General features: G+C 65.8%; 24 protein-coding genes. 10 read left to right on the plus strand and 14 right to left on the minus strand.

Annotated elements, in window-relative coordinates:
* Position 1 precedes the first annotated feature (1 nt).
* From narJ to ACFC0O_RS00115, 5 genes are all read right to left on the minus strand, one after another.
* Positions 2-640: a nitrate reductase molybdenum cofactor assembly chaperone gene (narJ, locus tag ACFC0O_RS00095; protein ID WP_375952112.1), complete on the minus strand. Its 639-nt coding sequence runs from the start codon at positions 638-640 to the stop codon at positions 2-4.
* The gene (narH, locus tag ACFC0O_RS00100) at positions 637-2301 is read right to left on the minus strand and encodes a nitrate reductase subunit beta (RefSeq protein WP_375952115.1); all 1665 of its coding nucleotides are present in this window, start codon (positions 2299-2301) and stop codon (positions 637-639) included. The genes narJ and narH overlap by 4 nt, the downstream gene beginning before the upstream one ends.
* Positions 2298-5984: a nitrate reductase subunit alpha gene (locus tag ACFC0O_RS00105; protein ID WP_375952118.1), complete on the minus strand. Its 3687-nt coding sequence runs from the start codon at positions 5982-5984 to the stop codon at positions 2298-2300. Before ACFC0O_RS00105 ends, narH begins: the two co-directional genes overlap by 4 nt.
* Before the next feature lie 126 nt (positions 5985-6110).
* Positions 6111-6680 (minus strand): DUF308 domain-containing protein, encoded by a 570-nt coding sequence (locus tag ACFC0O_RS00110; RefSeq protein ID WP_375952121.1) that lies wholly within the window; start codon positions 6678-6680, stop codon positions 6111-6113.
* An 81-nt stretch (positions 6681-6761) separates the two neighbouring features.
* Positions 6762-7898, minus strand: coding sequence for an epoxide hydrolase family protein (locus tag ACFC0O_RS00115; protein WP_375952124.1), 1137 nt, complete (start codon positions 7896-7898; stop codon positions 6762-6764).
* A gap of 61 nt (positions 7899-7959) precedes the next feature.
* On the opposite strand from ACFC0O_RS00115, the gene ACFC0O_RS00120 reads away from it, so the two are divergent.
* Positions 7960-8937 carry a helix-turn-helix transcriptional regulator gene (locus ACFC0O_RS00120; protein ID WP_375952127.1) on the plus strand — a complete coding sequence of 326 codons (978 nt, stop codon included), beginning with the start codon at positions 7960-7962 and terminating at the stop codon, positions 8935-8937.
* Between the two features lie 135 nt (positions 8938-9072).
* Entirely contained in the window at positions 9073-10386 is a 1314-nt protein-coding gene (locus ACFC0O_RS00125) for a cytochrome P450 (protein WP_375952130.1), read from the plus strand.
* Here the strand turns inward: ACFC0O_RS00125 and ACFC0O_RS00130 are convergent.
* Positions 10373-10789 (minus strand): MerR family transcriptional regulator, encoded by a 417-nt coding sequence (locus tag ACFC0O_RS00130; protein ID WP_375952133.1) that lies wholly within the window; start codon positions 10787-10789, stop codon positions 10373-10375. The two genes, ACFC0O_RS00125 and ACFC0O_RS00130, sit on opposite strands and share 14 nt — an antisense overlap.
* A gap of 98 nt (positions 10790-10887) precedes the next feature.
* On the opposite strand from ACFC0O_RS00130, the gene ACFC0O_RS00135 reads away from it, so the two are divergent.
* The gene (locus tag ACFC0O_RS00135) at positions 10888-11841 is read left to right on the plus strand and encodes an MBL fold metallo-hydrolase (RefSeq protein ID WP_375952136.1); all 954 of its coding nucleotides are present in this window, start codon (positions 10888-10890) and stop codon (positions 11839-11841) included.
* On the opposite strand, the gene ACFC0O_RS00140 is transcribed toward ACFC0O_RS00135, so the two are convergent.
* Complete coding sequence (locus tag ACFC0O_RS00140) at positions 11825-12454, minus strand: DUF4232 domain-containing protein (RefSeq protein ID WP_375952139.1); 630 nt, start codon at positions 12452-12454, stop codon at positions 11825-11827. The two genes, ACFC0O_RS00135 and ACFC0O_RS00140, sit on opposite strands and share 17 nt — an antisense overlap.
* 98 nt (positions 12455-12552) lie before the next feature.
* Here ACFC0O_RS00140 and ACFC0O_RS00145 point away from each other — a divergent pair, with 98 nt between their 5' ends.
* Both ACFC0O_RS00145 and ACFC0O_RS00150 read left to right on the plus strand, forming a co-directional pair.
* Positions 12553-13161: a GNAT family N-acetyltransferase gene (locus ACFC0O_RS00145; RefSeq protein WP_375952141.1), complete on the plus strand. Its 609-nt coding sequence runs from the start codon at positions 12553-12555 to the stop codon at positions 13159-13161.
* An 87-nt stretch (positions 13162-13248) separates the two neighbouring features.
* Positions 13249-13524, plus strand: a complete 276-nt coding sequence (locus ACFC0O_RS00150; RefSeq protein ID WP_364634659.1) for a YggT family protein — start codon at positions 13249-13251, stop codon at positions 13522-13524.
* Between the two features lie 36 nt (positions 13525-13560).
* Here the strand turns inward: ACFC0O_RS00150 and ACFC0O_RS00155 are convergent, their stop codons facing one another.
* Both ACFC0O_RS00155 and ACFC0O_RS00160 read right to left on the minus strand, forming a co-directional pair.
* Entirely contained in the window at positions 13561-14061 is a 501-nt protein-coding gene (locus ACFC0O_RS00155; protein WP_375952144.1) for a DUF1772 domain-containing protein, read from the minus strand.
* Entirely contained in the window at positions 14058-14912 is an 855-nt protein-coding gene (locus ACFC0O_RS00160; RefSeq protein WP_375952147.1) for an NmrA family transcriptional regulator, read from the minus strand. Before ACFC0O_RS00160 ends, ACFC0O_RS00155 begins: the two co-directional genes overlap by 4 nt.
* A gap of 104 nt (positions 14913-15016) precedes the next feature.
* Here ACFC0O_RS00160 and ACFC0O_RS00165 point away from each other — a divergent pair, with 104 nt between their 5' ends.
* On the plus strand, positions 15017-15949 hold the full coding sequence (locus ACFC0O_RS00165; RefSeq protein WP_375952149.1) for a LysR family transcriptional regulator: 933 nt from the start codon (positions 15017-15019) through the stop codon (positions 15947-15949).
* Between the two features lie 87 nt (positions 15950-16036).
* Here ACFC0O_RS00165 and ACFC0O_RS00170 read toward each other — a convergent pair whose 3' ends face one another.
* Both ACFC0O_RS00170 and ACFC0O_RS00175 read right to left on the minus strand, forming a co-directional pair.
* On the minus strand, positions 16037-16819 hold the full coding sequence (locus ACFC0O_RS00170) for an SAM-dependent methyltransferase (protein WP_375952152.1): 783 nt from the start codon (positions 16817-16819) through the stop codon (positions 16037-16039).
* A gap of 245 nt (positions 16820-17064) precedes the next feature.
* Positions 17065-17973, minus strand: coding sequence for a hypothetical protein (locus tag ACFC0O_RS00175; protein WP_375952155.1), 909 nt, complete (start codon positions 17971-17973; stop codon positions 17065-17067).
* A 518-nt stretch (positions 17974-18491) separates the two neighbouring features.
* Here ACFC0O_RS00175 and ACFC0O_RS00180 point away from each other — a divergent pair.
* The gene (locus ACFC0O_RS00180; protein WP_375952157.1) at positions 18492-19868 is read left to right on the plus strand and encodes an MFS transporter; all 1377 of its coding nucleotides are present in this window, start codon (positions 18492-18494) and stop codon (positions 19866-19868) included.
* On the opposite strand, the gene ACFC0O_RS00185 is transcribed toward ACFC0O_RS00180, so the two are convergent.
* Entirely contained in the window at positions 19835-20272 is a 438-nt protein-coding gene (locus tag ACFC0O_RS00185) for a hypothetical protein (protein WP_375952159.1), read from the minus strand. The genes ACFC0O_RS00180 and ACFC0O_RS00185 overlap by 34 nt on opposite strands.
* Positions 20273-20294: 22 nt before the next feature.
* Positions 20295-21275 carry a DUF1353 domain-containing protein gene (locus ACFC0O_RS00190; RefSeq protein ID WP_375952162.1) on the minus strand — a complete coding sequence of 327 codons (981 nt, stop codon included), beginning with the start codon at positions 21273-21275 and terminating at the stop codon, positions 20295-20297.
* A 126-nt stretch (positions 21276-21401) separates the two neighbouring features.
* Here ACFC0O_RS00190 and ACFC0O_RS00195 point away from each other — a divergent pair, with 126 nt between their 5' ends.
* Genes ACFC0O_RS00195 through ACFC0O_RS00205 form a run of 3 tightly spaced genes read left to right on the plus strand, consistent with a single transcriptional unit; the run spans position 21402 to position 24573 of the window.
* A complete protein-coding gene (locus tag ACFC0O_RS00195) occupies positions 21402-23144 on the plus strand; it encodes an amidohydrolase family protein (protein ID WP_375952165.1) in 1743 nt (580 codons plus the stop codon).
* Positions 23141-23761, plus strand: coding sequence for a TetR/AcrR family transcriptional regulator (locus tag ACFC0O_RS00200; protein WP_375952168.1), 621 nt, complete (start codon positions 23141-23143; stop codon positions 23759-23761). Before ACFC0O_RS00195 ends, ACFC0O_RS00200 begins: the two co-directional genes overlap by 4 nt.
* Positions 23762-23784: 23 nt before the next feature.
* The gene (locus tag ACFC0O_RS00205) at positions 23785-24573 is read left to right on the plus strand and encodes a helix-turn-helix domain-containing protein (RefSeq protein WP_375952171.1); all 789 of its coding nucleotides are present in this window, start codon (positions 23785-23787) and stop codon (positions 24571-24573) included.
* On the opposite strand, the gene ACFC0O_RS00210 is transcribed toward ACFC0O_RS00205, so the two are convergent.
* Positions 24560-26155, minus strand: coding sequence for an MFS transporter (locus tag ACFC0O_RS00210; protein ID WP_375952174.1), 1596 nt, complete (start codon positions 26153-26155; stop codon positions 24560-24562). The two genes, ACFC0O_RS00205 and ACFC0O_RS00210, sit on opposite strands and share 14 nt — an antisense overlap.
* Positions 26156-26254 lie beyond the last annotated feature (99 nt).

Below are 26254 nucleotides of genomic sequence, written 5' to 3' on the forward strand. Positions count from 1 at the left end.
GTCATCGACGGCCTCCGATCATCTGCGGCATATAGGTGGGCGGAGCGAACGGTTCGAGCCCGACATCCTCACCGGGCGGACCCTCGGCGATGAGCCGGGCGATGGCGGTGCTCTCCTCACCGCGCAGCGGCGGCAACGTCGCGGATAGCGAATCCAGCACTCCGGTCCACGGAGAACCCGCCTCGCGCAAGGCTTTTCGCATGACCTCGATACCCGCGCGGTGCTCGCACAGCAACTGTCCGCCGGGTTCGGGGTGTGCGGCCGCGAACTCCAGCACGACCGCGAGATGATCGGACAGCTCACCATCGTCCAGCTCCATCCCGGACGCGCGATACAGCTGTTTGAAACGCAGCAGCGCCATTCCCCGCTTGCGGGTGTCGCCGTACAGGAACCAGGTCAGATACGGACTGAACCGCTTGCGATGATCGAAGGTGTCGACGTACTCGGTCGCCAGCGCCAGCGGCGCACCGCGCTCGAGATGATCGAGCAGCGAGCGCAGCGGCGCACCGACCGGTTCGGGCAGCGCGGCGGCCGTGCGGCACAGCAGTGACAGCGAATCCAGCAGTCTCTCATCGGGATACGCCAGTAGCAGCGATTGCACCTGCCAGGCTCCCGAGCGCATCGAATCGGTCAGCTTCATTTGCGATGCCTTCCGCCGTTCGACTGCGGCATGAGCCCGTCCGGCGCGCCACGACCGTCCCAGTTGAGCAGGTTCACCCGGCCCGAGCCCGCCATACTCGACGGGCTGTCCGCGGTCTGCCGGTCCTGCAACATGCGGAAGTTCTCCACCGCGACCGGTGTCGGCTGCCCGGAACTCTCGCCGAACGGCCCCCACCCGTTCATGCCCGGACCGCCGTCGTAATCGAGACTGCAATCGGTGGCCAATTCCTCCAGCCCGTGCGCCTGTTCGGCGTGCGCGGTCGGAATGACATAGCGCTCTTCGTATTTGGCGATGGCGAGCAGCCGGTACATATCGTAGAGCGATTCCTCGGTCATCCCGACCCGCTCGGCGATCTCCGGACGCGAAGGGCGGCCGAGATTGATATCGCGCATATAGCTGCGCATGGCGGCCAGGCGGCGCAGTACCGCGTCCACGGGTGCGGGATCGCCCGCGGTGAACAATTCGGCCAGATACTCCACCGGAATACGCAGCGCGTCGATGGCGGCGAAGAGATTGCCGTGATCCTCGGCATCGTGCCCGGTATCGCGCAGTGCGTCGACCACCGGCGACAGCGGCGGGATGTACCAGACCATCGGCACCGTGCGGTATTCCGGATGCAGCGGCAATGCCACCCGATACTTGCGAATGAGCGCGTACACCGGCGAATTCTGTGCCGCCTGCACCCAATCGCGCGGCATGCCCGCGCGTTCGCAGGCGGCGATCACAGCAGGGTCGAAGGGATCCAGGAACGCGTCGCGCTGTGCGGCGTACAGATCCTTCTCATCCGGCGTGGCCGCGACCTCGGCGACGGTATCGGCGTCATAGAGCATGACGCCGATGTATCGCAGTCTGCCGACACAGGTTTCGGCGCATACCGTCGGCAGCCCGACCTCCACGCGCGGAAAGCAGAACGTACATTTCTCGGCTTTACCGGTGCGGTGATTGAAGAAGATCTTCTTGTACGGACACCCCGAGACGCACATGCGCCAGCCGCGGCACTTGTCCTGATCGACCAGCACGATGCCGTCCTCTTCGCGCTTGTAGATCGCGCCGGACGGACAGGACGCCGCACAGGCCGGATTCAGGCAGTGCTCGCAGATGCGCGGCAGATAGAACATGAAGGTGCGGTCGAATTCGAACTTCACCTTATCGCCGACCTGTTTGAGCAGCGGGTCACCACCGGTGAGTTCCGGTGCGCCACCGAGGTTGTCATCCCAGTTGGCCGACCAGGTGATCTTGGTGTCCTCGCCGGTGATCAGCGATTTCGGCCGCGCCACCGGCGTGTGCTGCTGCACCGGCGCGGTGGTCAGCGTCTCGTAGTCATAGGTCCACGGCTCGTAATAGTCCGAGAGCTCCGGCAGGATCGGATTGTCGAAAATGGTGAACAGCTTGTGCATTCGGCCGCCGCCGCGCAGTCGCAACCGGCCCTTGCGGGTCAGCTCCCAGCCGCCGCGCCAGCGATCCTGATCCTCGTAGGTACGCGGATAGCCCTGTCCCGGACGGGTTTCCACATTGTTGAACCAGACGTATTCCACGCCCGCGCGATTGGTCCAGGTCTGTTTGCAGGTCACCGAACAGGTGTGGCAGCCGATGCATTTATCGAGGTTCATCACCATCGCCATTTGCGCCATGGGCTTCATCGGTACTGGACCTCCTGGCTCCGACGGCGGATTACCGTCACCTCATCGCGCTGATTGCCGGTCGGGCCGAGATAGTTGAAGGCGAAGGACAATTGGGCGTAGCCGCCGATCAGATGCGTCGGCTTGATGAGCAGCCGGGTCAGCGAATTGTGAATACCGCCGCGCTTACCCGAGGATTCCGCGAGCGGGACATCGATGAGCCGGTCCTGAGCGTGATGCATGTACACCGTGCCCTCGGGCATGCGGTACGACACCACCGCGCGGGCCACCACCACGCCATTGCGGTTGACCGCTTCGATCCAATCATTGTCCGCGATACCGAGTTTCGCGGCATCGAGGTTCGACATCCAGATGGTGGGACCGCCGCGCGAGAGGCTCAGCATGAGCAGGTTGTCCTGATATTCGGAGTGAATGGACCACTTCGAATGCGGGGTCAAATACCGCAGCGTGAGACCCTGCGCGTTCTGCTCACCCAACCGCGGTTCGGCGAACAGCGCGGTCATATTGAGCGGCGGGCGGTAGACCGGCAATTGCTCGCCGACCTCCTGCATCCAATCGTGGTCGAGATAGAAATGCTGGCGGCCGGTCAGGGTGTGCCAGGGCTTGTTTCGTTCCACGTTCACCGTGAACGGCGAATAGCGGCGGCCGCCGGATTCGGAACCCGACCACTCGGGTGAGGTGATGACCGGGACGGGCGCGACCTGGGTGTCGGCGAAGGTGATGCGCTTGCCCTCGTGCTCGGCGGCGAGGTCCGCGAGCGCTGTCCCGGTGCGCTTCTCCAGCGTCCGGAAACCCTGAGTCGCCAAGTGGCCGTTGGTTGTTCCTGACAGCGCCAGGATCGCCTCGCAGGCGTTCACATCGCGCAGCAGCGATGGCCGACCGTCACCCGGCCCGCCGTGCACCAGACCATTGGCCTGGCCGAGATACTCGATCTCACGCTCCACCTCGTAGGTGATGCCCTTGGTGGTCGCGCCGAGCTTGTCCAGCAGCGGTCCGAGCGAACTCATCTTGGCGTACACGGCCGAATAGTCGCGCTCGACCACCGTCAGCCGCGGCATGGTCACACCCGGAATCGGTTCGCACTCACCGGTTTTCCAGTCCCGCACGATGCCGTGCGGATTGGCCATCTCATCGGGGGTGTCGTGTAGCAGCGGGGTCGCGACCAGATCCTTGCGCACCCCGAGATGTTTGCGCGCGAGCTTGCTGAACTCCTCGCCGATGGTCATGAACGCATCCCAGTCGGTGCGGGTCTGCCACGGCGGCGCGATGGCCGGACTGAACGAGTGCACGAACGGATGCATATCGGTGGAGGACAGATCATGCTTCTCGTACCAGGTGGCGGCGGGCAGCACCACATCGGAGAAGATGGTGGTGCTGGTCATCCGGAAGTCCAGCGTGACAAGCAGATCCAGCTTGCCGACCGGCGCCTCGTCATGCCAGACGATGTCCTTCGGCCGGGCCTCCGGTGGCGCTTCCTCGGCGCGCAGCGAATTGTCCGCGCCCAGTAGATGTTTGAGGAAGTACTCATTGCCCTTGGCGGAGGAGCCCAACAGGTTCGAGCGCCAGATGGTGAGCAGACGCGGGAAGTTGCGCGGCTCGTCCGGATCCTCACAGGCGAACCGCAGTTCTCCCGATTTGAGCTGCCCCACAATGTGATCCGCCGGTGCGACCCCGGCCGCCTCCGCCTCGTCGACCAGATCGAGCGGATTGCGATCGAACGTCGGGAACGACGGCATCCAGCCCATACGGGCGGTCTGCGCGATCAGATCGGCGGTCGAGCGGCCGGTGAACCGGCCCGCCCCATTGGTCGTCGTGAGCGCGTCCGCGCTGAACGGGTCATAGCGGTACTGATCGGTGTGCAGATACCAGTAGGCGGTCTGGATCATCTGCCGCGGCGGTCGCGTCCAATCCAGCGCGTTGGCCACCTGCGCCCACCCGGTCACCGGGCGGCACTTCTCCTGGCCGACGTAATGCGCCCAGCCGCCGCCGTTCACACCCTGGCATCCGGTCAAGGTGGTGAGCGCCAGGAACGTCCGATAGATGGTGTCGGAATGGAACCAGTGATTGGTGCCCGCGCCGAGCAGAATCATGGACCGCCCGCGCGATTCCTCGGCATTGGCGGCGAATTCGCGGCCGATCCGGGCCGCCACCGGCGCCGGAACACCGGTGATGGTCTCCTGCCAGGCGGGTGTGCCGGGCTGGGTGGCGTCCTCGTATCCGGTGGGCCACTCCCCCGGCATGCCCGGGCGATGTACGCCGTACTGCGCGAGCATGAGATCGAGCACCGTGGTCACCAGATGCCCGCCGATGGTCCGCGCGGGCACCCCGCGCACGATCTCGGCGGCCGAACCGTCACCGGTGTCGAAGCGCGGCAGCGAGACCTGCACCGCGCCCTGACCGTCCATGGTCAGCAGCGGCTCCACATCGTCGAGCTGCAGATTCCATTTGCCCGCGCCCGCCTCGCCATAGCGGAAGCCGAGAGAGCCGTTGGGCACCAACGGTTTTCCCGCACCGTCGAGCAGCACCGTCTTGAACGCGGCATTGGGTTCATCCGCGTACTCGGGCAGATCCGCGGCGGTGAGGAATTTGCCCGGCCGGAAACCATCCGCGCTCTTGTCCAATCGCACCAGGAACGGCAGATCGGTATAGCGGCGCACATACTGCTGGAAGTACGGCACCTGCCGGTCCACGAAGAACTCGCGCAGGATCACATGCCCCATGGCGAAACCGAGCGCACCGTCGGTGCCCGGATGCGGGGCCACCCACTCATCGGCGAACTTCACATTGTCGGCGTAGTCCGGTGCGATCGAGACGACCTTCTGACCGCGATAGCGCGCCTCGGCCATCCAGTGCGCGTCCGGGGTGCGGGTCACCGGGACATTCGAGCCCCACATGATGAGATAACCCGCGTCCCACCAGTCCCCGGACTCCGGGACATCGGTCTGATCACCGAAGACCTGCGGTGAGGCGACCGGCAGATCGGCGTAGAAATCGTAGAAGGACAGCATCGCGCCGCCGATCAACGACATGAATCGCGAGCCCGCCGCGAACGAGGCCATGGACATGGCCGGAATCGGCGAGAACCCGGCGATGCGGTCCGGTCCGTACGCCTTGATGGTGTGCACATGCGCGGCGGCGATGAGTTCGACGGCCTCATCCCAACTGGTGCGCACCAGGCCGCCGCGTCCGCGCAGACTCTTGTACCGCCGGGACAGCTCCGGATCCGAGATGATCGATTCCCAGGCCAGCACCGGATCTCCGGTGCGGCGCTTGGCTTCTCGATACAGCTCCAGCAGAATCCCGCGAATGTACGGATAGCGCACCCGGGTCGGCGAATAGGTGTACCAGGAGAACGCCGCACCGCGCGGGCAACCGCGGGGCTCGTATTCGGGTCGGTCCGGACCGGTGGAGGGGTAATCGGTGGCCTGGGTCTCCCAGGTGATGATGCCGTCCTTGACGAACACCTTCCACGAACACGATCCGGTGCAGTTCACCCCGTGCGTCGAGCGCACCACCTTGTCATGGGACCAGCGGTCGCGATAGAAGTCGTCCGCCTGCCGACCACCCCGCAAATACTCACTCCGCAAATCCGGAGACATCTCGGTGCGGGTGAAGAAGCGCCGGGAGCGGATCAGCGCCTCGGTCAATTCGCCATCGAGGGTGTTTCCGCTGCTGCGCGCCATCTATCCCGCCTCTCACCAGGACCGGCGGCGGACTCCGTCGCACGGTCGGATCCCACGAGTTCACGAATAGCGGAAACCGTACCGGCAAACATGCGGCAATTAGGGAATTTCGACGGTGTCGGTACGTCAGGCGGTGACGCCGACCCCGGTGTGCTCGACTCGCGCGGCGGTCCAGATCTCGCTGGCCCCGAGCAGCGCGGTGCACAGGCCGACCGCGATGGACAGCGAGACGATCGATTCGAACGGCCCGACCGCGATCACCATGCCCACCCCGGCGGTCACCAGTCCGATGATCTCCTGCCAGCCCGACCCCACGAACTCATCGGACCAGGCCGCGGTGATCGCCAGCACCACACCGCGGACCATCCAGCCCATTCCGATCCACAAGGCCAGCAACAACACCCACTGCCCACTGTTGATGCACCACAGCGCCAACAACAGCGCGGTCACACCGCCGAGGAACTGCAACACCTTGAGCGGGGTGGCGATATTTGCACCGAATGCCGCGATCAGCTGGAACGCGGCCGTGGCCAGCAGTACCAGCCCGCACAGTATGCCCTCGACCGTCACAGACTTGTTCGGCCAGACCGCCAGCGTGATACCGACGCCGACCGAACACATGCCGGTGACCAGCAATGCCTGCCAAGCCCAGTCGGCAAACACCGCGGTACGCCCCTCGATCCGATTGGTGGGCATAGCCGAATTGTATGACCGATTAGTCCAAGTCGCTGGAGGACAGGCAGATTCGGCATGTCCGCACCCGGTGCGGCGAACGCGTCAGCGCAGCTTACGGAAGAAATCGCGCAGATCGGTGGTGAGCAGGTCGGGCGTTTCCATCGCGACGAAGTGTCCGCCGCGATCGAACTCCGACCAGTGCACGACCGTGTTCTGGTTCTCGGCCACACCTCGGACGGTCTTATTGCCGGGGAAGACCGCCACACCGGTCGGGACGCCGGAGTTCGGGACATCGGCTCCCCACTGACCGGATTCCTTGTACAGCAGCATCGAGGAACCGATGGTGTTGGTGAACCAGAGGGTGGCGATATTGGTCAGCAGCAGATCGCGGTCGATGGCGGCATCGGGCGTCGGCTTCGCGGGATCGCAGTAGGTATTGACCACATCCAGGATCCAGGCCAGCAGCCCGGCGGGCGAATCGGCGATCGCCGGGGCCAGCGTCTGCGGACGGGTGGAATGGATGCCCGCGTAACCGGAGGTCTCCTGACTGCTCCAATCCCGCATGGCGGCCAACTTCTCCTGATCGGCCGCACTGTAGGCGGAGCCGTCATCGCCCCAGGCCGGAATGGTGATCGGGTCATTGAGATGGATGCCCGCGACATGCTCGGTATCGATGCGACCCAGATGCGGTGCGATGAAGGAACCCGCGTCGCCACCCTGCGCGCCGTAGCGGGTATAGCCCAGTGCCGCCATGAGTTTCGCGATCAGTTCGGCGCTGCGCTCGGTGGCGGCCTGACCGGGCTCCCGGGTGGGACCGGAGAACGCGAAACCGGGCAACGTCGGAATGACGAGGTGGAAGGCGTCTTCCGGACTGCCGCCGTGTGCGACCGGATCGGTGAGCGGGCCGATCACCGCGGTGAAATCCTCGAACGGCCAGCCGTGCACCAGCACCACCGGCAGTGCGTTCTCGTACTTCGAGCGAATATGCAGGAAGTGCACACGCTGACCGTCGATCTCGGTGACGAACTGCGGCAGGCGATTCCGGGCCGCCTCGTGGACGCGCCAGTCGTATTCGGTGCGCCAGTAGTCGGCGATTTCGCGAATGTAGGCGGTGGGGATGCCGTAGTTCCAGCCCACGCCGGGCAGCTCATCCGGCCAGCGGGTGGCGGCGAGGCGGGCATTGAGATCGTCGATGTCGGCGGCCGGGATATCGATGCGGAAGGGCTCGAAAGTGGTCATGACTCAACGATAGAAATCGGTTAGGTCAGGCTCGGTCCTAAGCGCGTGCGAATCTGTAGGCATGCTCGAAACCTCGGCTCGGTTGCTGCGCCTGCTGTCCCTGCTGCAAACCCACCGTGACTGGTCGGGCGCGGAGCTCGCCGAACGGCTCGGCGTCAGCTCGCGCACGGTGCGCCGCGATGTCGATCGGCTGCGCGAGCTGGGCTATCCGGTCGACGCCATGCAGGGCACGGCCGGCTACCGGCTCGCCGCGGGCAGTCACTTGCCGCCACTGCTGCTCGACGATGAGGAGGCCCTCGCCGTCGCGGTGGGATTGCGCACCACCACCGGCGGCACGGTCACGGGGATCGAGGAGGCGTCGCTGCGGGCGCTGAGCAAGCTCGAACAGGTGCTGCCGTCGCGATTGCGGCATCGTTTGCAGGGACTGCAACGCGCGGTGGTGCGAGTTGAACCCGGTGCGCCACGGGTGGAACCGGAAACGCTCATCGCGCTGTCCGACGCATGCCATCGCCATGAGCGGCTGCGCTTCGACTACACCAATCACGCGGGCGGACAATCGATCAAGGAGGTCGAACCGCACGCGGTGGTGAACTTCAATCGGCACTGGTATCTGGTGGCGTGGGATATCGGGAGCGGGAGCTGGCGCACCTATCGGGTCGATCGGCTGCGGCCGCGCATTCCGACCGGGCCGCGCTTCGCACCCCGCGATCCACCGGACGGTGATGTGGTGGCCTTCCTATCGCACCGATTGTCTTCCGCCAGTTGGCCGTATCGGGCCACCGTCACCCTGGATCGTTCGGCCGCCGAGCTCGAGGACCGAATCTGGAGTGGTATGGGCGTTTTGGAGGCCGTCGACGATTCGAGTTGTCTGCTGCACGTCGGCGCGGATTCACCGTGGGCGCTGTCCTGGATGATCACCTCGATCGATACCGATTTCACGGTCGTCGAGCCGCCGGAATTGGTCGAGCAGATCGAGATATTGGCCCGCCGCTGCGCGAATGCGGTGGGGTCGAGGTCGAACCCTGCTGCGTCACAGTGACGTTCGAGGAATAGGTATCGGCGCGTCGGGGTGCGAAGTTGCTTGCGCACTGCCGCCGGTCCGCGCGGAGCTCTAGGCTGTAATGAGCGTCTCCGGCGGCCGCATCGCAGCGGCCCCAGCGAAGGGATCGGCATTGTGACCACCGCGTATCCACCGGGCCCCCGGTTGCCGAGGATCGTCCAGACGACAGTGTATGCAAAGTGGCGCGGTGCGCTTTTGCAGTCGGCGGCCCGCAAATACGGGGATACCTTCTCGCTGAAGTTGATTCCGCCGTACTCCGAGCACGTGGTGGTGTTCTCGCGGCCCGAACACATTCGCGAGATCTTCGCCGCCGATCCGGCCGATCTGCATGCGGGCGAAGGCAATCGGCTGCTGGTGCACATCATGGGCGAGCATTCGCTACTGCTCACCGATGAGGCCGAACACGCCCGCGCCCGGCGGCTGCTCATGCCCGCCTTCGCCGGATCCTCGCTGCGCGGCTACCGCACCCTGGTGGAATCGATCGCGAAATCGCATATCGATCGATGGGCGAACGGCACGACCGTCCCCACCCTGGACAGCATGAACGAGCTCACCCTCGACGTCATCATGCAGGTGGTCTTCGGGATGACCGATGAGCGCCGCCGCGGTGAGCTCGCACCGCGCCTGCGCCGGATCGTGAATATCAATCCGATCATCTTCTTCGGCTGGAAATATCCGTGGCTGGACCGGCGCGGGCCGTGGAAGCGCTTCCGCGAGAACCAGCACGCCATCAACGAACTGCTGTACGGCGAGATCGCCCAGCGGCGCGCACATCCCGATCTCGAACACCGCGCCGATGTGCTGTCCCGGCTGCTCGCGGTCGGATCCGGGGAGAACCCCTCGGACACACCGCTTTCCGATGCCGAATTGCGGGATCAGCTCATCACCCTGCTACTCGCCGGACATGAGACCACGGCCTCGGCGCTGTCCTGGGCCTGCCATGAGCTCGCGATGCATCCCGAGGTGCAGGACGCCGCGCGGCGGGCCGCGCACGACGGTGACGAGAAGTATCTGGAGGCCGTACTCAAGGAGTCCATGCGCCTGCGCACCATTATCGCGGGGACCGGTCGGCGGCTCACCCGCGATATGACCATCGGCGGGCAGGCCCTGCCCAAGGGCACGGTGGTGTCCACCTCGATTCTGCTGGCGCACAGTCGCACCGAGAACTTCCCGGATGCCGCCGCATTCCGGCCCGAACGGTTCCTGGACGGTTCGGTCACGCCCAATACCTGGCTGCCGTTCGGCGGTGGGGTGCGGCGCTGCATCGGTGCGGGCTTCTCGCTGATGGAGGGCACGGCCGTACTGCGCGAGATCCTCACCCGCTATCGCCTATCGCTGCCCGAGGGTGTCACCGGCGAGCGGTCCCGGATCCGGAACATCACCCATGTTCCGGCACACGGTGCACCGGTTCGGGTCACCCTGCTCTGAGCTGGCGCGGGAGTTCCGAATCCGCCCTGGTGAATTCGGAACACTCGGGACATTCGGCGATGACCGGATGACTGCACTCGGTCAGGTGCGCGAGAAAGCGCTCGGTGGCTTGCAACAGTGCGACCTGCCGCTGAATTTCGGCGCGCTTGCCCGCGATCAGGTCCTGCCTGTCATCGCAGGCGCCGACACCCAGTTGGCGGATCTGGCTCAGTGACAGCCCGGTTCGCTGGAGCAGCCGGATGAGCCGAGCCACGTCCAGGGTGTTGGAGTCATAGCTGCGGTGTCCCGACGGGCTGCGCGGTGGATACAGCAGACCCACCGACTCCCAGTGCCGCAGCACATGCGCCTCGATCCCGAGTGCGGCCGCCGCATCGCCGATCCGCAGGTCCTGCGCGGTAGTCATCATTCGCCTCTTTACTTCATGTCGACGTGAAGTTTTAGCCTTTCGGCACTCCCGGCGACCGACCAAGGTTTCCGGGCACCGAACAGAGAGTGCAACCAATGCCGGATCCCGTGCGTTCCCCCAGTTTCGCCCAATGCTGCGCCGCGGCAACCGGTCTGCTGCGCGGTATGGTCCGTCCGCGCCCGGTCGACGAGCGTTTCCTGCGCTCGATCACCGATGCGGGCCTGCCCACCCCGAGCCGCACCGTGAAGGTCACCGCGCTCGCGCAGGCACCGCGTCCGGTGCCGACGGCCATGGTGGTGGAGGGTTCCTTCCGGCCGCGCCGGATCGCCAATTCGCTGACCACCTTCATGGTCCAGCATCCGGATGCGACCTTCCTGGTCGATCCGAGCGTCTGCCTGGACGCCGAACACCGGGCCATTGCACAATTGCCCGCGGCACTGCGCGGCATAGTGCGCCCGCCCGCCGAAACCCTGGCGACCGTCACCGCGCTGGGCCTGGAACCCGATCTGCCCGCACCGGATTTCGCATTGCCGACGCACGCGCACTGGGATCACGTCTGCGGTCTGCTCGATCTTCCCGGGCTGCCCGTCCACCTGCATCGGCCCGAATACGAGTGGATCAGTTCGGGTCCGGTCGCACCGGTGGGCGGTGTCCGCGACTCGCTACTGGACCGTCCCGTCAGTCAATTCGAGCTGGACGGCCCGCCCGTGCTCACCTTCACCCGCAGTCGGGATTTCTTCGGTGACGGCAGCATCGTGCTGGTCGATCTCCCCGGCCACACCCCCGGGAGCATCGGAATCCTCGCCTTCACCGAACGCGGCTGGATTCTGCTGGCCGGTGATGCGGCCTGGCACGAGTTGCAGGTCCAGCAGATTCGCCAAAAGTCGGCGTTCCCAGGCAATTTCGTGGACACCGACCGCGATCTGGCCTTCAAGACCCTGCATCGGCTACACCTGGCGCGCGAGTTCGCCGCCGTGATCCCGACCCATGACCACGACGCCACCCGCACGCTGGCCACCGCATCGGATTCGGCTACTGCGGGGCGGTGACCGGATGAACCTGTAGGTGGCAGGTGTCGATCCGCGCGGCGACGGTCACCGTATCGGTGGTGTTCGGTGCGGTGACCCGCAGATCGGTGTAGGTGGCGCACTGGGTGCCGCTGTCGTCGAACGCGACGCCCTCGACAACGGCCTGTGCGCCGTGAGCGGCATCGAGGACCACCGTCGGTGGAGTGTCGGTACCGGAGGGGAGCCCGCCCAGATATCCGCGCGGGGTGCGTTCGGCATGCAGTAGCGGGCCACCGGCACCCGTATCGACCCCGGGATATCCGGTCAATGTGCACGCCTGGCTGTCCCGGGCGGCCGAGAAGTTCAGGCGCACACCGCGATGCCCCATACCGGGCGACATGATCGTCGCGTCCACCACGACCTGGCCGTTGCCACACGGCGTGGGTGCGGTGGAGGTCGTCGGCGGGGAGGTGGGCAGGACAGATGGCGCGCCGTCCGTGCTCGGCGAGGGCGATACCTGGGCGGCGACCCCGGTGTCAGTCGGCGGTGTCGTGGACGACTGCCCGGAATCTGTCGAGTTGCTCGCGCATCCGGACAGGACCAGTGCCACGCAGCAGACGGCCATTCCCGCGTATCGTGCTGTCCTCGTACCCATTCCACTCCCCTGCCGTGTAGCGGTCGATGGTCATATTGTCGCGTGCCGTGCACCCGGTGTTGCGGGCGCGAATCGGACACCGCCAGTACGGTGAGGAAATGGAGATCACCGTGCGTCAGGCCCAGCGTTCGGATATTCCCACTCTTGCCCGGGTACTCGGGATCGCCTTCGCCGATGATCCGATCTTCTCCTGGCTGCTGCCCGATGCAGCGTCCCGGACGCGGCGCGCCGCCATCATGTTCACCGCCCTGGCCAGATATGACCGCATCGACCACGGCGGTGTCGATATCGCGATCGACGACTCCGGGACCGTGGTCGGCGCGGCCATCTGGGAGCCGCCGGGTTACTCCGAAGGTCGCAATAGTCTGCGCGCCCTGCCCGGCTTCCTTCGCGCCTTCCGCACCCGGCTCGGCATGGCGGGGCGCATGGCCGAGAAGATGGCCGCGGTGCATCCGCACGATCCGGCGCACTGGTATCTGGCCGCCATCGGCACGCTGCCCGCCGGGCGCGGCAAAGGCTATGGCAAGGCGTTGCTGGCATCGCGATTGGATCGCTGTGATGCCGAAGGACTTCCGGCATACCTGGAATCAAGCAAGGACTCGAACGTTCCCTACTACGAGCGCTTCGGTTTCGAGGTGACCGGCGAGATCGATGCCACCGACGGCGGCCCGCTGCTGTGGCCGATGTGGCGTGAGCCCCGGACCTGACACACCGTCCGCTCAACCGTTCGGTGCGCAAACCGGGCGTTACGATCTGCGACATCGGCCGATCCGGCCACCACGAAGGAGTTGGTCATGAGTCTCATCGGCGGAGTGCTCGGATGGCTGTTGACGGCATTCATCGTGCTGATGCTCGCGCGCATGGTGCTGGATTGGATCGCGGTGGCGGGCAGCCCGCCGGACTGGGCGTACAAGGCACGGACCTTCACCCATAAATGGACCGAACCGGTGATCGCACCCGTACGCAAGGTGCTGCCGCCGCTGCGCGCGGGCGGGCTGGCCATCGATCTCGCGTTCACGATCGTATTCATTGTCGCGCTGGTGCTGCGTTCGGTGGCGTTCAGCCTGTAGTGCGCCCGGAAGCGGTGCGCTTCCGGGCGCACCGCTTCAGCGGGTCGCCCGCCCGGCGCGCAGTAGCGCCGCCGCGAAACATCCCAGCGCCGCCGTATTCACCAGCGCGCGAGCGATATTCCAGGCCACCCACGGCCCCTCGAACTTCTCCCGCACCGCGGCCGGATCCGCGATGGTAGCGGGATCGCCCGCCGCGGCCAGTTGATCATTGAGCGGCACATTCGCCCCCGTGGTGATCGCGAACATCACGACGTAGCAGGCGAACGCGGCGAGCGTCCAATACCGCACGGCGGGATCACCGGTGCGCCAATTGGTCACCACCGCAGCCAATCCCACCGCGAGCCCGCCCATGAACAGCGTCATGAACAGCGGATTCAGAATCGCCGCATTGATGTTCTGCATGACCTCGATGAATGCCGCGTCGCCGCTGCGCTTCAGGCCCGGCATCACCGCGTAGGCGAACCCCGCGAACAGGCCCGCCATCAGACCGGTGACTATCGCGGCGGTGACGAGGCTGATGGTGCGAATGGATCTCATCGCGGCGACTCGTCCCACACGCCGGTGGCCGCGGCGGCGCGGGCGAAATCACCGAAATCGCGTGCGCCCCAGCCGAGTGCTTCCCGTACACCGTCATCGATGCGCGCATTGCGACCGTCCAGCACCGTGGTGAACAGGTAGAGCAAGAACTCCACCAGATCTGCGGGCAGACCGTCGGCGGTCAGCGCGGCACCGTACTCGTCCGGGGTGACCTCCACGTAGTCGATGGAACGTCCGGTGGCGGCGGAGATTTCGGCGACCGCCTCGGCGAAGGTGAGCAGGCGCGGCCCCGTCACCTCGTAGATCTTGCCGCCGTGCCCGTCTTCGGTGAGCGCGGCGACGGCCACGTCGGCGATATCCTCGATATCGATGAACGGTTCGGGCACCGCGCCGACCGGCAGGATCAACTGACCGTCCCGAATCCCCTGTGCGAATTGACCTTCGGTGAAGTTCTGCGCGAAGAAGCTGGAGCGCACCACCGTCAGTTCCGGGCCGGTGTCGGCCAGCAGTTTCTCGGCCTGCTGCGCCTCCTCCTCACCGCGACCCGAGAGCAGTACCAGCCGCTGCACTCCGGCCGCCGCCGCCATCTCACCGAAGGCCCGCACCGCCTGCGGGGCCCCGGGCACCGCGAGATCGGGCTGGAAGCTCACGTACGCGGCCCGCACATCCTCTAGCGCGGGTGCCCAGCCAGCCGGATTCTCCCAGTCGAAAGGTGGTGTGGCGGTGCGAGATCCGATCCGGACGGGCACACCCAGCGCCTCGAGTCGCTGCGCCACCCGGCGGCCGGTCTTCCCGGTGCCGCCGAGCACCAGAACGGTCTGCTTGTCATTCACGGCAATCCCTCGTTTCATTCGGCCATCTGCCTGATTCGAGGATCAGCGCAGCGGTCGACGGGAACAACGACTCATGTGTCAACGGTTGTACTGCTGCGCTCAACGATCGACTTGGAGGGTTCGTGGAACGGTACGAGATCGAGGCATTCCTCGCGGTAGCCGAGGAGTTGCACTTCGGCCGGGCCGCCGGACGCCTGCGGGTCTCCACCGGCCGCATCAGCCAAACCATCAAGGCCATCGAACGTCGTTTCGGCGCACCGCTTTTCGAACGCACCAGCCGCCGAGTGGCCCTCACCCCGATCGGTCGCCAACTGTATGAGGATCTGGCTCCCGGCCTCCGTCAGGTGCAGCTGGCGCTGGACCGCGCCGCCTCCTCCGGCCGCGGCACCGACGGCATCCTCGATGTCGGCTTCGTCGGCGCGGCCGCGGTCTGCCCGCTAATCATGGACACCATCAAGGAGTTCCGCGCCGAACATCCCGGTGCCGAAGTCCGCTTCCGCGAAGTCCAGCACACCGACGGCCTGGAGGGCTGGCGGAGCGAGGAATACGACATGGTGTTGATCAGCCGCCCTGTCAGTGAACCCGATCTGGTGACCGGGCCCACCCTGGTCAGCGAACAACGCATGCTGGCGCTGCCCCGAACGCACTCGCTGGCCGCCAAAACCGCACTCTCCCAAGAAGACCTGGCAGAGACAACTCTGCTGCGCATGCCCGGCACAATCCCCGCTTCGGTCCGCGACGACCGAACCCCGGCCCGCACCCCGAGCGGCCGTCCGATCGCCCACGGGCCCATCGCCTACACCTTCCAGGAACTGCTGGCCCTGATCGGCGCGGGCGAAGGCGCTTTCGTCGTGGGAGCTCGAACCGCGCACTTCTATCTCCGCCCCGACATCAGCTACCTTCCGATCGACGACGCGCTACCCATCGAATGGGGTTTCGTCTGGCGTGTATCCCGCGAAACCGCTCGCGTCCGAGCCTTCAACGACACCGCGCTGCGGGCAAGCAAGATCGCGGACGCTGAACATTTGCGGTCCGTCGGCGCGGACGATCGGTGATCGCACAGCCTCGACAGACGAGCGCCCGGACCGGTGATTTCACCGGTCCGGGCGCTCAAATGCCTTATGCCAAGGCCGAATACGGCGTCAGGGCTTACGTGCGAGCCCGGAGACGACCATCTCTTCCCAATCGCTGAGCTGATGTTCACCCTTACCGGGTTCCGGACGCCACTGGGCGCACGGGACGATACCCGGTTCGAGAATGTCGAGATCGCCGTAGAAGGCGCGGATCTCGTCATCGGTGCGCCAGCGGCCACGGCCGAAGGCTTCCAGGATCTTGCGTTCAGTGGCCTGTGCCTCGCGGGTACGACCGGTGCGGAAGTGCGCGATGTAGACCTGGCTCCGAGACGGGACCTGATCGGTCCAGAACTTCACGACGCCCGCCGGATCTTCCTCGTCCTCCAGGAAGCTCAGCGTTGCCGCGTAAAGCACACCGACCGGCTGGTCGAAATCGATGAGCCGCTCGACCGCCGGATGTTCACGAATCCACGCGGCCTTGCCCACATCGCCCTCGACCACATCGATGCCCTCGTCGACGGCGAGCAGTGCGCGGCCATGGGCGACCACGAACGGATCATTGTCCACGTAGACGACCCGGGCATCGGGATGCTGCCGGCGCGCGACCTCGTGGACATTCTCGGTGGCGGGCAAACCGCAACCCATATCGATGAATTGGCGAATGCCATCGGAGGCCATGCTGTGTACAGCGCGGAGGACGGCTTCGCGGTTGGTGATCGCGAGTTGTTCGGAACCGGCCAGATCACTCATGAAGTAGTCGCCGACGCTCTTGTCCACGCCGTAGTTGTCTCGTCCACCGAGTACGTAGCTGTACACACGCGCCACACTCGGCCGGGATTGCCGTGCTCGCATGGCGTTGATATTCAAGTGACACCCCTTTACCTTCCGTGCCCCGGCGGTCTCCGACACACGGTAGTCCTGACGGCCAGAACCGTTGATTGAAGATCATTCCAGATAGGGTCTGCGCCCGAGCGCTGTTTTCCCCCTGACGATACCGCCGCTGTGCCCTTCAAATCACCGGCATCGCTGCACGTTCCGATGTCATTTCACTTGTTGCGAACGGCGGTGCGTGCATCGATCCGTGACGAACCGGTCGGTCAATCGCCAACTGTGCTCTTCTCGGCCACTGGGCGGCGTGTCGCGATCATTGCGTCCAATTGCTGTTCGGCGCGTTCGGCGCGGGCCGAGATCTGCTGGCGGGCATCGTCGAGGGCGGCGATGCGGGCGGCCGACTCCTGGCGCGCCCGATCCAGTGTCGCCGCGGCCTCGGCGCGCAGGGCCGATATATCGTCGGCGGCGCGCTGCCGGGTGGCGGCGGCCTCGGTGCGGACGCGTTCCAGTTCCGCTCGCACCCGCGTCAATTCGTCCCGGGTCTCGGCGACCACCTGATTGCGTTCGGCCGCAGCCTGTTCCGCGCGCTCGATGGCGCGGTCGGCATCGGCGGCCCGCTGGACGGCCAGATCCCGTTCGGCGGCGGCCGCGGTGATCTTCTGACCGCTCTCCCGTCGCACCTGCTCCACCTCGGCGGCGGCCTTCGATCGGGCCAGCTCGATCTCCTCGCTCGCCTGCTGACGCGCCCGCTCCACATCCTCGGCGGCCTCGCCCCGCACCGTGCGGACCTCCTGCTCCGCTTCGGTGCGCGCGGCGAACACATCATCGCCCGCCTGCTTGGTGATTCGCTCCACCTCGCGCAGCGCGTCATCGCGCGAACTCATCGCCTCGGCGATCCGGGCCTCGGCCTGCTCGGCGGCACCCGCGGCATCCTCGGCTGCCGATTCCGCTGCCGCCCTGGACTCTTCGGCGTCCCGCCGTGCCTTCTCCGCCGCCACCGCGGCCATCTCGGCTTCGGCGATCCGGCGAGCCGCATCCGCCTGCACGGCCTGGACCTGTGCCTCCGCAATGGAAGGGTCTGCCAGCGTGGACAATTCGGCGACCGCCCCCGAGAGCGTATTCCCCAGCTGATCAGCCAGTGCCCGGAACTGAATCAGCAACTCATCGGCCCGCATTCGAGCCACAGTCACCGGCCCCTGTTGTGTCACAGTGACGTTCGCGGCCGGTACCTCGGCCTCCTCCTGTAACCGCCGCTGCCGTTCCCGCCAGGCCCTCCATCGCGTGTGATCCGGGTGCCCACAGTATTCCGACGGCCGCCCCGGCCCCCCGCTCTTGGTAATCGGCTTGCTGCATCCCGGGTAGTTACACACGCTCGACATGGCCAAATCGTAGCGTTGGTTCCGTCATTACCAACGCAACAACACGAAACGAATCCTTTTGCGCCCCAATCAGAACCCAGCCGTCCTGACCACCGATAAGTGAACGTTATCGGATGTCAGGCTCCCCGATTCCCTCAATCTACCTGCGATTTCAATACGTTTCGTTTGGTCGCACCAAACGAAACTTAACTCCAACAGAACTCATCAAAAACTGTGCACCCTTCGAACATCGTTCGATTCGGACGATGCCCGCACCGCGCGCAAGCGGTTGGCTGGAGCTCGATACGCCCCGCTCGAGGTGAGGGAGGATCGAGATGACGCCAGCGGCTCCGCGCGGGGCGCTGCTTCCGCTCGCGTTGGCGCAGTTCATCTGTAGCTTCGCGGGCTCGAATATGAACGTGATGATCAACGACATCAGCGTGGATCTGGGCACCACCGTCCAGGGTGTGCAGGTGGCGATCACACTGTTTCTGCTGGTCATGGCCGCGCTGATGATTCCCGGGGGCAAACTCGCCGACCGGTACGGGCGTAAGCGCTGCTTCCTGGCTGGTCTGCTGGTGTACGGCCTCGGTGCGGTGGCGAGTGCGATCGCACCGGGGCTGGGCGTGCTGATACTGGGCAATTCGACACTCGAAGGCATCGGCACGGCGCTGTTGATTCCGCCGGTCTACATTCTGACGACGTTGCTGTTCACCGAGACCGTCGCGCGGGCAAAGGCGTTCGGGGTCATCATGGCGATGGGCGGGGTCGGCGCGGCCGCCGGACCGCTGATCGGCGGGCTGATCACCACGGCGCTGACCTGGCGCGCGGCGTTTCTGTTCCAGGCTGTGGTCGTTCTCTTGATCGCGCTATTGGGCAGGCGGATCGAGGATCCGTTGCCGCCGGATCCGAGCGCGCCGTTCGATATCAGCGGGGCAGTGCTCTCGGCCGCGGGCCTGATTCTGATCGTGTCGGGAATTCAAGCCGCTGACAACGATATTCGGCTGATGGCGCTACTGCTCGGGCTCGGGGCGGTGCTGTTGACCGCGTTCGTGCTCGGTATCCGCGCCAAGGAACGCCGCGGTGTGGAGCCGCTGATCACGACCGCGATGTTCGCCTCGCGCACGGCCAATCTCGGTTTGATCACCCAACTGCTGCAGTGGTTGCTGCTCATCGGCACGTCCTTCGTGGTCGCCACCTACCTGCAGGTCGTGCGCGGCTACAACGCCGTCCAGACCGGCGTCATCTTCACCGCGGCGACGGCGGGACTGCTCGTATCCTCGCTGGCCGCAGCACGACTGGCGCGGAGGCGATCGCAACGCACCCTGATCAGAACCGGATTCCTCACCAGCGTCCTCGGGCTCGGTGTACTCATCGCGCTGGCCGACCGTTCGCTGAATCCGTGGGCCTTTGCACCCGGACTTCTGCTGGTGGGCTTGGGAATCGGAGCCATGCTCACCCCGTCGGTCACCGTCGTGCAATCCGCCTTCGGCGCGGATGACCAGGGTGAGATCTCCGGCCTGTCCCGCAGCGCCTCCAATCTCGGTTCGGCGCTCGGCACCGCGGTGGCGGGAACGATTCTCGTCGCCGATCTCACCGGACACGCCTACGCCATGGCGACCATCGCGCTGGCCGGTATCGGACTCGCGGGCTTCATCGTCGCCTCACTGCTGCCCGATCAGGCGGGCGATACCAGCAGATCCACCCGGTAGGTGGTGGGCGGAATCTGCTGGTTGGTGTGGCGGCCAGGGCGGACGGCCTGGAGTTCGATGCGGTAGCCGTTGGTCGACGCGCTGCTCTCGCGCGGATTGGGGTGCAGGCCGTAGCGGGTTTCCGTCGCATCGACGGTCGCCGTCACGGTGACGGTGATATCGCCGGCCCAGGCACAGGTGACATCCTCGGGACAGCGGCTGTCGCCGGAGACATCGGTGAGGGTTACCACCAGACGACCGGTGTCGAGCCGGGCGGTATCGCCGATGGCCAGGGTGAAGGTGGTGCCGGAGGTGGCGGTCACGGTGGTCGGCGGTGCGGTGGTGAGCTCATCCTCACCGCACCCCGCCGTACTGAGCAGGGCGGTCGCCGCCATCCCCCACTGGGCAAAACGCAAGGCTCTCATGGCAATCCATCCTTGCAGCGAGTCACGCCAGGCACCACGAGGTTATGAACACGCAGAAGGCGGTGAGTACGAGAGCTGTCGCCAGCGCCTTGGCGAGCCAGGGACGCCAGGTGTGCAGGGCTTCGACGGCGATGTACAGCCAGCCAACGAGGATGATCGGGATTACGGCCGGAATGACCAGGGCCACCAGCGGACCGATTATCCAGCCCGCGATGCGGAATCTGCCCCAGGTGAGCCCGAGGAGCAACGGTATGACAATGGCTCCGGAAACGCCGCCGATCAGTTTGTGCAGTGGGCCGTCACCCATCCAGGGCAGCCCGACACCCGGAATATCGAACAGATCCAGGGTGCCGAGGACACCGAGCAGCAGAATCACCAGCAGGGTGCCCCAGAGCGCGATTCTATAGTGCCACTTCTGGATTGGGGACCAGTCGACCTGGCGACCCTCGTGCATGGTGGCGACCGTGACCGCGGACCAGACCAGCCACCGGCGGATCAGCCCGGTGCCGGTCTTGGCCATGGCATCACGGAAGATGCGATCGGCTTCATCGCGGTGGATTTCGCGTTCGGCGATGTAGCTGGCGGGTTCGCCTTTGGCGAGGACCAGGCCGTCGTGCAGGATCGCGGCGGGCAGGTGTGCGCCGGTTTTGGGTACCAGCCAGGTCAGGAACGGCGGGACCGAGGTGAGGTCGGTGGTCCAGTGTTCGAGATCGGCGGGGACCTGGATGATGCCAACACCGCCGGGAGCGTCATCGACATACCCGATACGACGCAATAGGCGGAATTCCTCACGGCCGCTGGCGGTGTCGTAGAGGCGCGCCAATTCGATGGTGAGATCGGGGGTGGGTTCCGCTTCGGGAGCCGGAGGGGCGGGCGGTGGTGGCGGTGCGGGTTCGGAGTTGACCACCACGGCCTCGGGGGAAATCGCGTCGGCGGCGACTTCGGCGGGGGCTTTACCCGCGTCGTAGAAGGATCCGCCGTTCTGCTCAACGCTGAGCTTCATACCCTCAGGATGACAGGAACATGCAGTACAGACGGGGTGCGGCGGGGTGACGATTTGGCATATCAACCAAAAGACTTCGTACATATGCACATTGACTGTTAGTGACCGATCGGTTGCAATCATGGGGTGAGCTACGACACGATCATCAAAAGCGGCCGCTGGTTCGACGGCACCGGCGCGCCCTCCGCTATCCGCCATCTCGGACTGCGCGGTGATCGCGTCGTCGCGGTCTCGGCGCAACCACTCGATGAAACCGGCTGCGACAACGTCATCGACGCCACGGGCAAATGGGTGACACCCGGCATGGTCGACATCCACACGCACTACGACGTCGAAGTGCTGAAGGCTCCGGCGCTCACCGAATCGGTGCGGCACGGGATCACGACCATCCTGCTCGGGTCCTGTTCGCTCTCGACCGTGCATGTGCGGCCCACCGATGCCGGTGACCTCTTCGGCCGCGTCGAGGCGATCCCGCGCCAGCACGTGATCGAAGCTGTCACCGGGCAGAACTGGGGTTCGGCGCGCGAGTACGTGGCCGCGCTGGAGGAACTCCCCCTCGGCCCGAATATCGCCGCGATGCTGGGACATTCGGATATCCGCACCGCGCTGCTGGGCCTGGATCGAGCCACCCGCAAGAAGGTGCGCCCCACCGCCGCCGAACAATCGGCCATGGAGGCCGCCCTGCACGAGGCGCTCGATGCCGGTTTCGTCGGCATGTCCGCGCAGCAGCTGCTGTTCGACAAGCTCGACGGCGATGTCTGCCGCTCCCGCACCCTGCCCTCGACCTACGCCCGGGCGAAGGAACGCCGGCGGCTCAATGCGATTCTGCGGCAACGGGATCGCATCCTGCAGGCGGGGCCGGACATCACCTCACCGCGCAGTATCGCGGCCATGACCTTCAGCAGCGCAGGTCTGTTCCGCCGCAAGCTCAAGACCACCCTGCTCTCGGCGGCGGATCTGAAGGCCAACCCTTTCCTGGTGTACATCATGGGTCCGCTCGCGCGGCTGGTGAATGCCCTGGGCGGTGATTTCCGCTGGCAGCATCTGCCGGTCCCGTTCGAGGTGTACGCCGACGGCATCGATCTGGTCATCTTCGAGGAATTCGGATCCGGCGCCGCCGCACTGCATCTGGCCGATCAGGTGCAGCGCAATGCCCTGCTCCAGGATGAGAGCTACCGCAGGCGTTTCCGCAAGGAGTACGACGCGAAGTTCGGTATGCGCGTGTGGCATCGCGATTTCTTCGACGCCGAAATCGTCGACTGCCCGGACGACTCCGTCATCGGCAAGACCTTCGGCCAGGTCGGCGTGAGCCGCGGCGGCCTGCATCCGGTCGACGCCTTCCTCGATCTGGTGGTCGAACACGGCACCAAACTGCGCTGGCGCACCACCATCTCCAATCACCGGCCCGAATTCCTCGACAAACTGAGCGCGAATCCCGGTGTGCAACTGGGCTTCTCCGATGCGGGCGCACACCTGCGCAATATGGCCTTCTACAACTTCGGCCTGCGCTTCCTGCGCCGGGTGCATCGCGCGGAGCAGGCCGGACGCCCATTCCTGACCCTGGAGCACGCGGTGCACCGCATGACCGGCGAGCTGGCGGACTGGTACGGCATCGACGCCGGACGCCTGCGCGAGGGCGACCGCGCGGATCTGATCATCATCGATCCGGCGCACCTGGATGAGTCCCTGGACACATACGCCGAACAGGTGGTGCCCGAGTATGACAACCTGTCTCGCATGGTGAATCGCAATGACGCCGCGGTATCGGCCGTCTTCATCGGCGGCGAATTCGTCTTCGGCGACGGTGTTTCCGCACCCGTGCTCGGCACTCGCCGCACCGGCCGCTTCCTGCGGGCGGGAGGCCGATGACGGCCGTCACCGGTCGCCGCACACAAGCCGAACGCAGTGCCGCCACCCGGGCGGCACTGGTCGACGCCACCATCGAGACGATCGCCGAGATCGGCTATCACAATGCCTCGCTCGGCGAGATCAGCCGCCGCGCGGGCATTTCCAAGGGCGCGATCTTCCGGCACTTCGATTCCCGCACCGAACTGGTGGTGGCGGCCGCCGATGAGGTCAGTCACCGGCATATCGAGGCGGTGCAGATACTGCGCCGCACCGAGGCCACCGATCAGCCGATCGATTTGGCCGACATCATGCTCCGGGTGCGCGGTCAGATTCGCGATAAGACCAATACGGTCTGGTTCGAGCTGCTGGTGGCCGCCCGCACCGAACCGGAATTGCGCGAACGCCTCGAACCGGTCGCCCGCGCGCTGCTCGACGCGGTGGAGGAGTTGGCGGTCGCCGCCCTCACCCCGATGGTCTCCCCCGACACCGCGAAACTGCTCGCGACCTCGCTCATTCACATGTTCGACGGCGAGGCCATCTTCCGGTCCACCTATCCGCGCCCCGAACTGGAGGATTCGCGAATCGAGCGCCTGGTCGCGGTCTTCCCGCAGGTGCGCACCGATTCCGAGCCCGGGTGATTCGACCCCATAATCTGGATGCCATGCCGCCGGATCAGCATCTCAGCCTCGACTACGCGGACTATCCGAGCATTGTCATCCCGCTCGATTCCGCGACCGGTCTGCTGGCGCATAGCCATCCGCAGCATCAACTGACGTGGGTGCCCGACGGCGTGCTCACCATGGAGACCCGGGATTCCCGGTGGGTGGTGCAGCGCGCGCGAGCGCTCTGGATTCCAGGCGGCACACCGCATTCGGTGATGCCGAGCTCCTCGTGCGAGATGCTGTCGCTCTATTTCGAACCCGGGGATTCCCCGCTGGATTGGAAACAGCCGACCGTGGTGGACGCTTCCGGATTGATCGGCCCGCTGCTGCGGTATCTGTCGGATCTGCCCAACGCGCAGTCGGAGCAGCGAGCGCGCGGGAACGCGGTGCTGTGGGATCTGATGATCCCTATGGCGGTGACGATGATGCCGGTGGTGCTGCCGACCGATCCGGGTGCGCGGCGGGTTGCGCTCGCGCTCAAGGAGAATCCCGCCGATGCGCGCGGACTCGATGCCTGGGCCCGCGAGCTCTCGGTATCCACCCGCACACTCTCGCGGCGCTTCCGAGCCGAGACCGGAACCAGTTTCGAACGCTGGCGCGCACTGGAGCGGTTGAACTCCGCGCTCCCGCTACTCGCTGCGGGACAACCGATTTCGAGGGTCGTGCGGACCGTCGGTTACACCACAGCGAGTTCGTTCATCACCGCGTTCCGCCGCGAGATCGGCACCACCCCGGCCGTATTCTTCGGCGGGAGCGGTACCGATCTCGGCCGGGCTAGCGACGGCTAGCGCGCCACTTCTCGGCCGCGAAGGCGAGCGCCGCCACCAGGGTGGCGGCCAGGCCGAAGACCGTACCCAGCGTGAACAGCGCGTTCAGCCCCTCGATCGAGGCCGTATGCGCGGTCTCGGTCAATAGCGGTGTGGCCGACGCGAATTCCGGTGGCACCGCTCCCGCCAGGTCGGTGCCCGCTCCGGCGGCGACCCCGTCGAGGAATTGGGTGCGCAATTCCGGCGTCACAGTGACATTGTGCGCGGCAAGGAGATCCAGGCCCCGACCCGCCTCCGCACGCGCGCTGTGGCTGAACATCGCGCCGAGTCCCGCCACACCGATCGCCATGCCGACCTGCCGCAGCGTGCCGAAGGTCGCGCTGGCCATACCCGCGTTCGCATCCGAGGCGAAGGTCAGCGCGGCAGCTTGATTCACCGTGGTGATCGCGCCGAGCCCGATACCGCCGACGATCATGCCCGGCACGAAATGCGTCCAGGCGTCGGCGCTTTCGACATTGCCCAGCAACCACATGCCGAGCACGACCAGCCCCATGGTGAGCGGCAGCGACACCGCGGTCGGCACCCGTTTGGCCAGCACCGCGCCGAGCGGTGCGGCGACCAGCGCCGCGATGCTGATCGGCACCAGCCGCAGGCCCATCTGGAGCGGAGTGAATCCCATGGTGTTGATCAGGAAGATGGCCAGATAGTTGGAGGCGGCCATGAGCGTGGCCATATGCGCGACCGCGATGATCGCGATACCGGCGAATCCCGGCTTGCGCAGCATGGAGACATCGAAAAGCGCATGGGGACTGCGGAATTGCCACGCCATGAACAGCGTCAGCAGCAGTACCGAGGCGATGCCGAGTGCGATGATCGTCCCCGAGGTCCAGCCCAGGGCGTTGCCGCGGGTCAGGCCGAGTACGCCCGACAGCAGTCCGCCCGAGAGCAGTACCGAACCGAGCCAATCCGTGCGGCGATCGAGATGCCTTGCGGTCTCGGGCATCCGGAGCAGCGCCAGCGCGAAGATCAGCACACCGATCGGCACATTGATGGTGAAGATGGACCGCCACCCGAACGCGGTGACCAGCGCACCGCCCAGGACCGGACCGGCAACGGTCGCACCTGCCATCACCGCGCCGTAGACACCGATCGCTCTGGCTCGGGCATGCGATTCGGGATAGGCCACCGCGAGCAGCGGCAGCGCCGTCGCGAAAAGCATTGCCGCGCCGATACCCTGCACCGCGCGCAGCACATTGAGTTGCAGAATGGTGCCCGCGAGCACCAGCGCCAGCGAGGAAGCGGTGAAAACCGCCATACCGCTGAGGAATACCCGCTTGCGCCCGAACCTGTCACCGGCCGAGCCGAGGGTCAGCAGCAATCCGGCCAGCGGCAGCGCGTAGGCGTCGATCACCCATTGCAGGCCGTCGATGGAGGAGTCGAAGTCATTGCGAATATCCGCCAGCGCGGCGGAGACCACGGTCGCGTCGAGCATCAGCATGAAGATCGCGGTGCACACCATGAACAGCACCAGCCCGGGACGGGTGGTCGCGCCGACTGTTCGCCTCGATGGCTCGAGACCCGCACCGGCAGTCGTCGTAGTCATTTGAAAACCTCTGATCTGGTCGGACGCGCAGCGCATCGAGCTGCCGCGTCCCTGGCGATTCGGTGGACGCACCCCGCCGGCCAGGGTGCGCCACCAACG

The organism is Nocardia sp. NPDC056100 (assembly GCF_042266325.1).
Taxonomy (GTDB): domain Bacteria; phylum Actinomycetota; class Actinomycetes; order Mycobacteriales; family Mycobacteriaceae; genus Nocardia.